We start from the raw sequence: 12,494 nt of genomic DNA, 5'->3' as shown, positions 1-12,494 counted from the left end.
TTCAATCCGAGCTGCGAATCTTTTCAAAAAATCCGCAAAGCATCGCCACACGGTCTCCTACGGAACTGGTTTCCAGAAGTTTCTGCCGCAGATCCACATCGTGGACAAACTGCTGAGCCACCAGATCGGACATCAGCCCGGGCTCATCTGCTTGGTCAAGCAATGTCAGAACACCGGCCTGCACATCGGTAGGCAGATTCGCCAGTCCGTCTTCCACGGCTCCGCGAAGAGTTTTCATCGCGGCCGCGCCCTGTTTCTCGTCAAGTGGTTCGCACGGCAAAGGTTCGATCAGCGCACACGGATAATCTTCTTCATCCAGCCATTCCAGGAATTTCACCCGGATCACCCCATGCAACAGTAGCTCGGAAGTGCCATCCGCCCGCTGACGGGAAGCCCTCACCAATCCGGCCGTGCCGATGTGGGAAATCTCATCTTCCCCGCCATTCCCATGCTCTTTGATTCGTGCGATGGCAAAGACACATTCCCCTTCCAGCGCCTTTTCCAACATCCTGCGATACCGCTCTTCAAAAACATACAGCGGCAACCCACCATGCGGAAACAACGTGCAATCCGGCAACAACATCACCCCGCACTTTCTCGGCAAACTCAAACCCGTCATTCCCTGATCATTACACCAGCAAAATGGACTCGCAACCCACAAGGAGTTTCAAAAAAATCTCCCTTCTTGCGGGTCGTTCCTTGATCGGATTAGATCACGGCATGTTTGGCGTTTTTGAAAAACCGATCCTTTCCCTGATCTCTTTGGCAGTCATTTCGTGCCAACCTGCCGAGCCACTGATTCGATCAAATTCCAATTCTCCGGTCCCGGATCAACGATATCCACACCCCGGGAACCCGACATCACCGGCGGCATCATCTTCTCCGGCAACCGTTTCCCCTTCCGCCGTCCCCGATGGCGAGCTCTCCCGCCCTGCCGATAAGCCGAACATCTCGAGAAAGACCATAGCCGGGATTCAATTTGAAGGCGTCTCCTACGATTCGCGCACACATCTCCTCAAAGTCATTGATCAAGCCAATGGTCCCGGTTCCCGTTTCGCGGATTCCGCCAGTGTGGCACACGCGACAAACGCCCTTCTTGCGATCAATGCCGGTTTCTTCACCCCGGAGGGTGCTCCTTTGGGCTTGGTAATTTCCGAGGGAAAGATATCCGGTGGGTGGAATTCCGCATCATCATTGGGAAGCGGAATCTACCGGATCTCAAGTGCGGGTGCGGCCTCTATTTCGAGGCGAAGCTCCCGCTCGGCCGTGGAAAGTTCCAAGGAGCTTTTGCAAGCCGGACCTTTGCTTGTCGAGAACGGGAAAACCATCGGCGGACTTGATCCGGAAAAAAGCGCGGTTAGATCGATTCTACTTAGCGATGGCGGGACACGCTGGTGGATAGGCCGGACATCCTCCTGCAGCTTGGCAGCGCTCGGCAGCGCCCTCGGTTCTGGCTCTCCCGCCCCATGGAACGTCCGCCAGGCATTGAATTTGGACGGCGGCCGTTCGACCGATCTTTACATTTCCTCCTCCATCTCCGGCGGCCCGCTCACACGCCGCGGATTGCTCAATCGGCCGGTGCGAAATTTTTTCATTCTGGTAAGCCGCTGATCCGGAAAGTGACGATTATGTCACAAAAACAGCGACTGGACACGATTCGATCAATGGTAGAGACTGCGTGTAGTCCCCTTGCACCCGTTTAACGCAAAAAAATCAGCCAGCTATGCTAAAATATTTTATTCCCGGAGTCCTGTTGCCTATTCTGCTTGGCTCGTGCGGAGCTCTGGACACCGTTAAATCCACAGCAGCGAATGCGACCAAAAGCGTCCAGGAAACTGCGTCCAACGCCGGAAAAAGCGTAAAAGAATTCTCTTTGGCAGACCTTCGTCCAAACAAAGTGAATGTCGTGGAAGTGCGCGAAGAGGACCTCCAGGACATGCCTTTGGGGAAGGAGCGTGCCCTTGCCTTCGAGCAAAAACGCAAACGTTCCTTCTGGTCATTCATCCCCGGCAACTTTGAAGAGCCAACGCTTCCGGAGATCACTGAAGGCGACATGGATGGTTCACTGCTGCCTCCGAAGCCACTCTAGGTCGGGCGGCGAATCTGATCATCTCTAAAACCATCCTATTGGATGGTTTTTTTGTGAGTAACCGTCCCGTCTTTGGAGCATCTTTTTTTTGGCAACGCTTCATCCTTGCGGTTCACTTCCATTTCTCGCAAAACATCCGGAGATGAAAATACTTGTTGTAGGAAAAGGCGGCCGCGAGCACGCACTCATCCAGACCCTCTCACTCTCTCCGCAAAAGCCCGAGCTCTTTTCCTTTCCCGGTAGCGATGCCATTTTTGAAATCGCCCGGCCAACCACGGCCACGGATCTGCCCTCCTTGATTTCATGGATGACCGAGCACTCAATCGATCTCTGCGTGGCGGGAGAAGAATCCTACCTGGTCACCGGAGACGGCCTGGCCAACCTGTGTGAAAAAAATGGCATTCCTTGCTGGGGACCGCCGAAGGAATCCGCGCAACTGGAGGCAAGCAAAGAGTTCGCCAAAGATTTCCTTCTCCGGAACAATATTCCGACCGCATCCGCCTCCGCCTGCGACTCCCTTGAATCCTCAGTTGCGGCAATCGACGGCAAATACCCGACGGTTCTAAAATTTGACGGGCTTGCTGCAGGAAAAGGTGTGGCCGTCTGTCCGGACGAAAAAAGTGCTCTCGAGTTCCTCGATGAGGTTTTCACCCAGAAGCGCTTCGGTCCCGGTCGATTGTTGGTTGAGGAATGCCTCGTCGGCCCGGAAGTCTCCATCTTCGCTGCCATTGTCGATGACCAGTATCTCATTCTGACTCCTGCCCGTGACTACAAACGTTTGGAAAACGATGATCTTGGCCCGAATACGGGTGGAATGGGTGCGGTTGCGTCCCGCAAACTCATTTCCCAGGAACTTCTGGAAATCATCGATGAATCCATTGTCGCACCTACTGTCGCGGCGCTGCAATCGGAGAAACTTCCATACCGTGGTTTCCTCTACTTCGGGCTCATGCTAACTCCCGATGGCCCGAAAGTCATCGAATACAATTGCCGCTTCGGCGATCCGGAATGCCAGGCGGTGATGCCTCTGCTCAGTGGAGACCTCGCTTCGTTCTGCCTCAACGGCGCCAAAGGCAAACTCGACAAACAGCTCATTTCCTTTTCAGACCAATGGTCGGTCTGTGTGATTCTGGCATCCCATGGCTATCCGGAAAGCTCTCGCTCGGGTGATGTAATCAGTGGGCTGGAAAACACCGGGCAACAGGTCTTTCATTCCGGCACAAAACGGAGTGGCGAAGAATGGCAAACCAATGGCGGCCGGGTTCTGGCCTGCGTCGCCCAGGGACCGGACCGGATGTCCGCAGTCAATGCGGCTCATGCGGCGGCCGATCAAATCTCCTTCCCCGGTCTTCAACGCCGCACGGACATCGGTATCCTAAACTTTCCCGATGCAAAATCCCACGCGGCTGAAAACATTCGTTTGACCCTGACCCCCGACGATATCGCCAATGGTATCGAAACTCTTGCTGAATCAATCCGCAAAGCGAACCCGGAGTCCGCGATCGCGCTCATCGGGATACGGTCGCGCGGTGATGAAGTCGCGGAGCGTTTGCTTACCCGGCTTTCCGCGGATGATCGTGACCTCAATTTCGGGGTTCTGGATATCTCACTTTATCGCGATGATTTTGAACACCTCCGTGAAAATCCCAAACTTCAGGAAAGTGATATTCCGTTCCCCATTGATGGCGCCCATATCATTCTGGTAGACGATGTGCTTTTCACCGGACGCACCATCCGTGCAGCTCTGGATGCACTTTCCGATTATGGCCGCCCGGCAAAAGTCGAGCTGGCAGTCCTCATCGATCGGGGGCACCGGGAATTACCCATCCACGCGACCTATACCGGAATCGACCTAGAAACCAACCGTCACGACCATGTGCACGTGTCTCTGGAAGGAACCGATGGTGAGGATCTCGTCCGGGTCGTCACACCGCAGAAACCATGATTCCGAAGAAGAAAAAAAGCCCTGCGGAAATCGTCGCACTGCGAGAGGGTCTGGGTATACCAGATTCCATTCCGCCGCTTGGTTCTCCAGGGCAGCGTTCTCTTCCAATTTCGCCGCCTTCACCGGCGACACCGGAGCTCCCCACCCCACCGCCGAAGAAGGCGAATAAGCAGACTCCCGCCCCCGAAAACCGCACAGCACCAAGCTCGGACAACGGCAAATCCGATAGTAAATCGGATCTCCTTCTCACCGCACCACCGGAAGCGCAGTTGGCCGATCAGCCATTGCCGATCCTGGATCCGGCCCATCCCGACCAATCCCCCGTTGAAGTCGTGGACTTGCCTCTTGGGGAGGAAGAAATCGTCCATCTCGATTTACCCTCCGATTCACCTACTCCAGTCGCTAAAATCGAGTCTCAACCGATTCATTCATTGCGTAAGAACGAGTTACCACTTGCTCCTGCACCGGCGGTAACACAGAAGACCGCCCTCCCGGCACAACGTCATGCGCAAAGGGATATTGAGGAAATTCGCCGTAGGGAGGCTTTGGGCCACCTATCTGCAAACGCTCAGGACCCGGCCATGCATCTGCGCAGCATCACCGCCCATCCTTTGCTTTTAAGTGTCTCCTACGGAGTCGCAATCGGAGCTGCCGCCGCTGCTTCCAGGACAGCCCATCCTATCACTCCTCTGGCTCTCATCGTGCTATCCATCACGCTGGCGGGTTACATTTTCATAAAAAAGAAACGTTCCCGCCACCATGCGGCTTTTCTGGCAATCATCATCATCATGACCCTCGTCTTCGGGGGTCTTCACTACGCCCCACTCTTCAATTATGGCCCGTAAAGATCTTCTGGATATCTCATCGCTAAAGAGAGAGGAAATCGATCTCCTCCTTGATCAGGCAATCCCGTTCAAGGAACTATTCACCCGCTCGGTAAAGAAAGTGCCAGCGTTAAAGGGAAAGTCTGTGCTGACGCTTTTTTATGAGCCATCCACCCGCACCCACTCATCCTTCGAAGTCGCGGCAAAGCGTCTCTCCGCGGATGTTACGAATTTCGATGTCCGCCATTCCTCTGTGACCAAGGGAGAATCCGTCCGGGAAACGGTGGAGACCCTTCAAGCGATGCGCACGGACTATATCATTGTCCGCCACTCCCGCTCCGGGCTTCCGGCAGCGATCGCGGCGCAAACCAATGCATCTGTGATCAATGCCGGCGATGGCGCCCATGCCCATCCGACACAAGCCTTGCTGGATGCATTTACCATCAAGGAGAAATTTTCTGATCCAGCAGGCAAGAAAGTCCTCATCATCGGTGATATCCTTCATTCCCGCGTTGCGCGGTCGACTTCATGTATCCTCAAAAAACTTGGGGTCAACGTTGCCTTTCTCGGTCCCGGATCACTTAATCCCAGAAACGGGCCGGAAGGAATCCGGCGTTTTACCAGCTATGAAGACGCCATGAAATGGTCGCCCGATATCGTGTATTTGCTCCGCGTTCAAATGGAGCGACAAGATGCACCCTTTTTCCCTTCACTCCGGGAATATCACCGTCTTTATGGCATCACCGATGCTCGCTTGGAAGACATCCGTAAACGCGGTCTCTATCTCATGCACCCGGGCCCTGTGAACCGTGGTGTCGAGCTCTGCGATGCAGTAATGGACTACGAACGTTCGCTCATCAATGATCAGGTTGAGAACGGCATCGCCGCTCGGATGGCCGTGCTCTACTATCTGAAACCGAATTCCAACGAATCCCATATGTGACATATTCCGCTATCTAATCCCGGAACAAAAAAAGGCGGCCAAATTGACCGCCTTTTTGGAAAATAGATCCTTCAAGAAATCAAAACGGGATATCGTCATCCTCCTGATAATCATCGATCGGGGCAGCGGAGCCACCTTGACGGCCACCGCTATGTGAATCAGATCCGTTATTGTAGTCGTTGGAAGCCTGGCGTGAGCCACTCCCGCCGCCATTTCCACCTCTTCCATCGGGTAGAAACTGGAGATTATCTGCCACAACCTTCAGCTTACTACGCTTTTGGCCTGTGGCTTTGTCATCCCAGGTATCCATCTGGAGCCGCCCTTCGATGAAGACTCCCCGGCCCTTGGTAAGATACTTCTGTGCGTTTTCCGCACTACTTCCCCAAACGGTAACATCGACAAACGTCGTCTCGTCCTTCCATCCACCATTTCCATCCTGAATTTTACGATTCACTGCCACTCCAAGATCGGCAACGGCCGAGCCCTTCGGGGTGTGTCTCAATTCCGGATCGCGGGTGAGGTTTCCGAGCAGCATTACTTTGTTTAAATTAGCCATAATGGGAAATATAGAAAGTTAGGTAGTGGATATAAAGCTGCTGATCTTTTCAATGCGACTCGCCGAATCAGGCAACGCGATTGAACTGATTCAGATAAACAGATTCGTTAAGGGCAAGTTTCTCCTGAATTTTGGAAATGCAATCAGGTTCGCCAGAAATTGTGTAGGTCACGTAATGGGCACCAGTGATCTTGCGCGGTGTGTTTGCGAATTCACGGCGGCCCATGTTGTTGATGTTTTCAACTTTTGCTCCTGAGGACTCCATGTCTTTTGCAACAGCGGAGACCAAGTCATCCATGCTGCCTTCTTGGTTCTTGGTTGTCAGGACAATCAGACCTTCATATTTGCGGCTCATCTTCGTTATTCTTTGTTGGTTGGTTACGCGGTATTTTAATCCGTGGTGTATTAAAACGGTTCGAGGCCAAGGCAATACCTTGGGAGCGCGAAACCTGAACGGCTTCTTGCGCAGTGGCAAGCATGTTTTCTAAGTCTTCGTGCTCATCAGAGGAGAATTTTCCCAACACGTGACCTGTCATCTCTCCACTGCGTGCGGCACCGATTCCCATTTTCAATCTGGCAAATCCATCCCCGCCCAAATGCTCGATAATGGATTTGATTCCGTTATGCCCGCCAGCGGAGCCTTTTTCGCGGAATCTTAGATGTCCAAGAGGCAATGAGACGTCATCATACGCAACGAGTATCCTATCGGGCTGCCACTTATAAAATGTTAGTATCTGACGCACCGACCTACCGCTCAAATTCATAAACGTCTGGGGTTTCACCAGAATCAACCCGTCGCCGAGCTTTGCGATATGTGCCTGCCATTTTGGCTCTGACTTGAACACGGCTCCATCCTGCGCTGCAAGACGATCCAAAAGCATAAAGCCAACATTATGACGGGTTGCTTCATATTGCCTGCCTGGATTTCCCAGGCCGATAACCATCGAGATACTCATATTTGTGGCAATTAGTTCTCTAGCCGCGCGGTTCTTCAAATAAAAAACGTCCGAAGTAAGATACCCCGGACGTTTTTCTGAGAATTTATAATCTTTTGGCGCGATGCCGGAAATTAGGCAGGAACTGCAGCAGCTTCCGGAGCGTCGGAAGCTTCTTCGGAGACCAAAGCAGCAGGTTTGCCGATGTGTGCGACAACCACATCGCCTTCGTGGGTAGGCTTCACGCCTTCAGGGAAAGCCAGATCCCCGATGTGAAGGGAATCTCCATTGTCGAGGTTGCTGATATCCTTCTCAAGGAAATCCGGAAGATCCTTAGGAAGGCAGGTGATCTCGATCGTGTGGGAAGATTGCTCAAGGATACCGCCGGCTTTCACACCTTTGGACTCACCCACGAGGTGAAGCGGAATGTTTGCAGTGATCTCAGTCTTGTCATCCACAGCGAGAAAATCCACGTGAAGAGCGGCGCCGGAAAGGGAATCGTGCTGGATGGTTTTGAGGAAAACGGAACGAACACCTTCGCCCTCCACGTCCAGATTGATAAGAATGCTGTCCGAAGAACTGTGTGCAAGGACCTCGGAGAATGTCTTTGCATCGATCTTGAGATTGGCGTTTTCGACGCCACGACCGTAAACCACGGCTGGAAGCCAGCCTTCACGGCGCATTTGCTTGAGTTTTCCAGAACCGCTGCGGAGGCGGAGTGCCGCTTTAAGTGTTGTCTTCTTGGCCATGTCGAAAGATTTGTTTGTAGATGAATCGTTGTTTCCGCAGGAAGCAATTTCCTCATGCGGGGCGCGTTCTTTAAACAGCAATTGTCCGCTTGTCAAAAATTTGTTCGTTGTTTCAAACAAAAGGTTGCCTTTTCTCGACCTTTTACCCCGTTTCCGCAACAAAAGCATCCGTGCACATCGTTATTGCTCCAGATAAGTTCAAAGGTTCTCTCACAGCCATCCGGGCAGCCGAATCCATCAAATACGGCTTCAGCAAAGTCTTCCGGGACGCCACCTATGATTTGCTTCCGCTCGCCGATGGTGGAGAAGGGATCCTGGAAGCGTTCCATCAGGCAGTTCCTGGAAAAACGATGCGTTCCGTAGTCAGGGACGCAAGGGGCCGGGAGGTGGAGGCTGCCTGGCTGTTTATCGAAGAAAGCGCCGGTCTCCCCTCTCAAGCAATCATTGAATCTTCCCAGGCGAATGGCCTCTGGCGCTTATCTGCAAGTGAGCGCTTTCCCGCCACGGCATCCACCTATGGTGTGGGTCAGCTTATCCGTGAAGCTGTGCTTTCCGGAGCCAATCGAATCATCGTAGGCCTCGGTGGTAGTGCGACCAATGATGCCGGCATCGGGCTGGCAGCGGCACTCGGTTGCCGGTTTCTCAACTCAGCGGGCGAGGAAGTCGAACCCATCCCCGCAAATATCGATGCTATGGCTTCCATCGATGCATCTGCGATGATGACTCTTCCGGAAATTGTCGTGGCCTGCGATGTGGCAAATCCTTTGCTTGGCAAGCGAGGAGCTACCAACGTTTATGGCCCGCAGAAAGGCTTGCTTCCCGGCGAACTTAAAACCGCCGAGCTAGGGCTTTCCAGAATTGTCGATCTTGTTAGAACTCATCTGGGAAATGTTTACTCGGAGGTTCCCGGAGCCGGAGCCGCAGGAGGGTTGGGCTTCGGGTTGATGACATTTTGTGGGGCGGAACTGGAAAGCGGCTTTGATTCCATTGCAGCAGCACTCGACGCGGAAGGCCGGATTTCAAAGGCGGATCTGGTCATTACCGCGGAAGGTTCCCTTGACTCGCAGACCCTCGAGGGAAAAACACCCCATAGAGTTTCAAAACTCGCCCGAAAGCATGATATTCCTGTGTATGCACTGGCAGGAAAAATAGAGGATGACGAGCTTCTCCAGGAGCATTTCGACGGTATTTGCTCAATCATGAATTCTCCGATGAGTCTCGAAAAAGCAATGGCGGACGCGCCTGAATTATTGGAAAAAGCAGCGAACCGCCTGGCTCACATCCTTCAATCGATCCGATAGAGAATGGGAACGAGATCAGCGATCGTGGTGAAACCAAAGCACGATCAAAAGAATAATTCCCACTGACCAAAGCAGCCATGAATTGTAGATAAAATAGGGATATACCATCAGGGCCACCCCGATGACCATGGGCTTCCAACGTTCGAGGGCTTTCCCATATCGCCATGACCCCAAACCTATGGTCCCAAAAATCAGGCCAGCGAGTATATTATAAGGACTGAACATTAGGAAAACCAAACTATCTATGGCGACGCTCTTGTATCAAGCGGGAAAACCCACGATCCAGGTGGTGTTAGATTTTTCCGTATAGCTTGGACACTTGCTTCAACTCGCCTTCGCCAGTGTCTCCTCCATCCTTCGCCCACGCTTCCACCAGAATGCCGGCTGTCGCGCTGCAAGCCTGGAGCCCATAGGAATACGGTCTCACACCGGAAGTATGGGGAAAGGATATATCGTAGATCCTCGGGTTCGCACAGCCATCGGCACCCACCACACGGTATGCCGAATCGATATCTATTCCTCCAGTTTTCAAATAAGGTATACCTTTCTCATAAAAGATGAGATCGGGATTTGATTGATGGCTCCTGGCTGCTCTTTCTGCACTTAAAAATGGCGCACGGGCTGAACGGACAGTCCCTGCCTGAGCCAAACCAAGAAACGGATAATCGTGAAGCTCCATGGGTTTCTGGCCGCTGCAATCGACATACATGCGGTAAGCTATCTCGGAGGTTTTGTTCCCGTTTTCGACTTTGACCATCGTGCAACCCGCCCCGGATGATGCCTTTTTGTCTACCGTCACCCTTCCCTCGACCAAGTCCAGAATCCCCGCATCATTCAGAGCCAGAAGAATTTGTCCCGACTGCAATGGCATCGCTGCTATCACATTCATGAGGAAAGGCATTACTGTCTTTCTCAAAAAGAGATGATCCCCCGCCGGTAGAATCTCCGCGTGATAATTGAGACAATACATCAGATCATCCAAAACCTCTTTCCAGTGGATCGGCCGATGATTCTCCACAGAGTCTTTGGCCTCGGCCATTTCTTTCCGCATTCCCTCGAAGGAATCCACATAATCGTGGCGAACGGACATCTCTTCAACAAAATCATCGAAATCAAAGTCTTCGCGGTTCAGCAAATCCACCATTCGGCCCATGCCGTCCAATGCAAAGGCCTTGATCAGCGCGGGCCTACAGACTTGGTTGAAATAGGTTTCCAACCGTAGAAATCCTTTCTCATTCAAAAGCCCGAAAAGCTGCTCACGTGTCGTATGCCTGTAAATTTCCCGCATAGGTTCCACTTGGTCCCACTGCAGGTGCGGCAACCATCCTTCCGAACTGTGCATGGCGAGGCGGAATCCCTCGGCACCCTCGTGAAGTTGATATCTGAAGCCATCTCCATCGGGCAAAAATTCTCCATGCCGGTGTGCCAATGAGGAGACGACATCAAACGCGCTCAGAGACGCTCCGAGCATCCCGACAGTGAAATTGTAATAGCTGCCTTCGCCCGGAAGAATTTTGAAAATCGGCCACGGAGAGGCATAGTAGCCCTCATCCGTTCGGTCCTCATTGCCCCATGAATGTCCTGTGGCAACGATCAATGTATCATAATCGTCCTCTCCATTTTCGGTGAAAACCCTGACCCTACCCTCATCCGGAAAATCTTTGATATCGGAAACCTCGCAGCACGGCCTCTCAGTGACCTGAATCCCTGCTTCGGAAAAAGCAGAGACGAGTTTCCTGTATTGCTCATGGAAATACCCGCCGAGCGCCAACCGCGGATAGACTTCGGAAGCAGTCAGTTCTGCCTGCCGGATCCCCCAGCCTTCCAATAGCTCGGCATCTTGGCCGGAAAGCCACTCAAACAGACTTTCAGGCAGCTCCGGAATCTCTTCCGAGGCAATATTCGAAAGATTATACCGATCCGTTGTTTGCGGATTGAAGGGCATCCCGTATCCCATCAACTCATCGCGTTCATAGATTGTCAGAGACTCCAGCCCCCCTCCTAGAATATCGACGGAATCTATCAGATGCTTTAAAACATAAACCGTTGAAGGTCCACTGCCGATCACGCCTAGCCGCCCGAGTTTTTTCATAGTTGAAACAACGAATCGTGCAGCTTCGCATGCCCGTCAACCGACAGATCGAAAACTTCCGGTTTTTTCTCTTTTGGCCTTACCTGTCGCTCAGACAGTTATCTTTCTTGGCGTTCCGGACAGTAAGGGTTTCAATGCGGCTTTTCACATGAAAGTAGCTTTTATTGCCACCGGAGACATCGCCATCCCGACCTTCTGCCATCTTATCGAGAACGGGCCCAAGCCGTGCCTTCTCATCACGCAGCCCGATAAGCCGGTTGGTCGCAGTCAAAGTAAAACCGTTCCTCCGGAGATCAAAAACATCGCTCTTCGACACGGAATACCGGTCTGGCAGCCGGAAAAGATCAAAGAAATCAGAGAAAAGCTGACCAAACTCGCGCCTGATTTTTCCATTGTCATGGCTTACGGCCAAATCCTTGGGAAGGCCGTCCGCAATGCCTCAACGAAAGCGATGATCAATCTACATGCATCCATTTTGCCCAAATACCGCGGAGCTTCCTGCATTCAATCCGCCATCGACAATGGTGATACCGAGACAGGGATCACAATCATGCATGTGATCCGGGAACTGGATGCGGGCAACATCGTGGCCGTAAAACGCATTCCGATCGGCCCGGACGAAACTGCAGGAGAGCTTCACGATCGTCTCGCTGAAATTGGTCCGGACGCTCTGGACGAAGCTCTGAAAACTCTTATGGAAAACCCCGATGCGGGGACCCCCCAGAATCCGGAAGAGGTCACCTATTCCCCGAAGCTTTTACGCGAGGATGGCCGCCTTGATCTACTAGCTTCCGCTGAGAAGCTCCAACGCCGGATCCGTGCATATCATCCATGGCCGGGGACATTCACGGAAGTCGATATCAAAGGAAAAACCAAGCGTTTGAAAATTTTTCCGCCGACCTCTGTAGTCGATCAAGCTCTGCCCGCCGGCGAACTAAAGGTTGTGGAGGGTCAGCTGCTGCTCGGATGCGGAGATAAATCGCTATACCTCACCCAGGTCCAGCCGGAAGGCGGCAAACAGATGTCTGCTGCCGCTTTCTCAAACAGTTTGTAATTCGCC

At 52.6% G+C, this 12,494-nt stretch carries 13 protein-coding genes; 7 read left to right on the top strand and 6 right to left on the bottom strand.

Annotated features, from left to right (window positions below):
* Window position 1: 1 nt before the first annotated feature.
* Window positions 2–610, bottom strand: a complete 609-nt coding sequence (locus ACFSSA_RS14785) for an LON peptidase substrate-binding domain-containing protein (protein ID WP_386821369.1) — start codon at window positions 608–610, stop codon at window positions 2–4.
* A 110-nt stretch (window positions 611–720) separates the two neighbouring features.
* On the opposite strand from ACFSSA_RS14785, the gene ACFSSA_RS14780 reads away from it, so the two are divergent.
* The 5 genes from ACFSSA_RS14780 to ACFSSA_RS14760 all read left to right on the top strand — a co-directional run bounded on the left by ACFSSA_RS14780 (window position 721) and on the right by ACFSSA_RS14760 (window position 5,801).
* Window positions 721–1,611 carry a phosphodiester glycosidase family protein gene (locus ACFSSA_RS14780; protein WP_386821367.1) on the top strand — a complete coding sequence of 297 codons (891 nt, stop codon included), beginning with the start codon at window positions 721–723 and terminating at the stop codon, window positions 1,609–1,611.
* 112 nt (window positions 1,612–1,723) lie between these two features.
* Window positions 1,724–2,089, top strand: a complete 366-nt coding sequence (locus tag ACFSSA_RS14775; protein WP_386821366.1) for a hypothetical protein — start codon at window positions 1,724–1,726, stop codon at window positions 2,087–2,089.
* Window positions 2,090–2,231: 142 nt separating this feature from the next.
* Window positions 2,232–4,034 carry a phosphoribosylamine--glycine ligase gene (gene purD / locus ACFSSA_RS14770; protein WP_386821364.1) on the top strand — a complete coding sequence of 601 codons (1,803 nt, stop codon included), beginning with the start codon at window positions 2,232–2,234 and terminating at the stop codon, window positions 4,032–4,034.
* Window positions 4,031–4,879 (top strand): hypothetical protein, encoded by an 849-nt coding sequence (locus ACFSSA_RS14765; RefSeq protein ID WP_386821363.1) that lies wholly within the window; start codon window positions 4,031–4,033, stop codon window positions 4,877–4,879. The genes purD and ACFSSA_RS14765 overlap by 4 nt, the downstream gene beginning before the upstream one ends.
* The gene (locus tag ACFSSA_RS14760; protein WP_386821362.1) at window positions 4,869–5,801 is read left to right on the top strand and encodes an aspartate carbamoyltransferase catalytic subunit; all 933 of its coding nucleotides are present in this window, start codon (window positions 4,869–4,871) and stop codon (window positions 5,799–5,801) included. The genes ACFSSA_RS14765 and ACFSSA_RS14760 overlap by 11 nt, the downstream gene beginning before the upstream one ends.
* A gap of 79 nt (window positions 5,802–5,880) precedes the next feature.
* Here the strand turns inward: ACFSSA_RS14760 and ACFSSA_RS14755 are convergent, their stop codons facing one another.
* From ACFSSA_RS14755 to ACFSSA_RS14740, 4 genes are all read right to left on the bottom strand, one after another.
* Window positions 5,881–6,357, bottom strand: coding sequence for a single-stranded DNA-binding protein (locus ACFSSA_RS14755; protein WP_386821361.1), 477 nt, complete (start codon window positions 6,355–6,357; stop codon window positions 5,881–5,883).
* A 67-nt stretch (window positions 6,358–6,424) separates the two neighbouring features.
* Window positions 6,425–6,712 (bottom strand): 30S ribosomal protein S6, encoded by a 288-nt coding sequence (locus tag ACFSSA_RS14750; protein ID WP_386821359.1) that lies wholly within the window; start codon window positions 6,710–6,712, stop codon window positions 6,425–6,427.
* On the bottom strand, window positions 6,696–7,313 hold the full coding sequence (gene pth / locus ACFSSA_RS14745; protein WP_386821358.1) for an aminoacyl-tRNA hydrolase: 618 nt from the start codon (window positions 7,311–7,313) through the stop codon (window positions 6,696–6,698). The genes ACFSSA_RS14750 and pth overlap by 17 nt, the downstream gene beginning before the upstream one ends.
* Window positions 7,314–7,426: 113 nt before the next feature.
* Window positions 7,427–8,041, bottom strand: coding sequence for a 50S ribosomal protein L25 (locus ACFSSA_RS14740; protein ID WP_386821357.1), 615 nt, complete (start codon window positions 8,039–8,041; stop codon window positions 7,427–7,429).
* Window positions 8,042–8,148: 107 nt separating this feature from the next.
* Here ACFSSA_RS14740 and ACFSSA_RS14735 point away from each other — a divergent pair, with 107 nt between their 5' ends.
* Window positions 8,149–9,342: a glycerate kinase gene (locus ACFSSA_RS14735; protein ID WP_386821356.1), complete on the top strand. Its 1,194-nt coding sequence runs from the start codon at window positions 8,149–8,151 to the stop codon at window positions 9,340–9,342.
* A gap of 292 nt (window positions 9,343–9,634) precedes the next feature.
* Here ACFSSA_RS14735 and ACFSSA_RS14730 read toward each other — a convergent pair whose 3' ends face one another.
* The gene (locus ACFSSA_RS14730) at window positions 9,635–11,434 is read right to left on the bottom strand and encodes an FAD/NAD(P)-binding protein (RefSeq protein ID WP_386821354.1); all 1,800 of its coding nucleotides are present in this window, start codon (window positions 11,432–11,434) and stop codon (window positions 9,635–9,637) included.
* A gap of 148 nt (window positions 11,435–11,582) precedes the next feature.
* Between ACFSSA_RS14730 and fmt the strand changes: the two genes are divergently transcribed.
* A complete protein-coding gene (gene fmt / locus ACFSSA_RS14725; protein WP_386821353.1) occupies window positions 11,583–12,488 on the top strand; it encodes a methionyl-tRNA formyltransferase in 906 nt (301 codons plus the stop codon).
* Window positions 12,489–12,494 lie beyond the last annotated feature (6 nt).

The organism is Luteolibacter algae (assembly GCF_042683045.1).
GTDB classification, from domain to species: Bacteria; Verrucomicrobiota; Verrucomicrobiia; order Verrucomicrobiales; family Akkermansiaceae; genus Luteolibacter; species Luteolibacter algae.
This window is presented reverse-complemented; position numbering and strand designations above follow the sequence as displayed.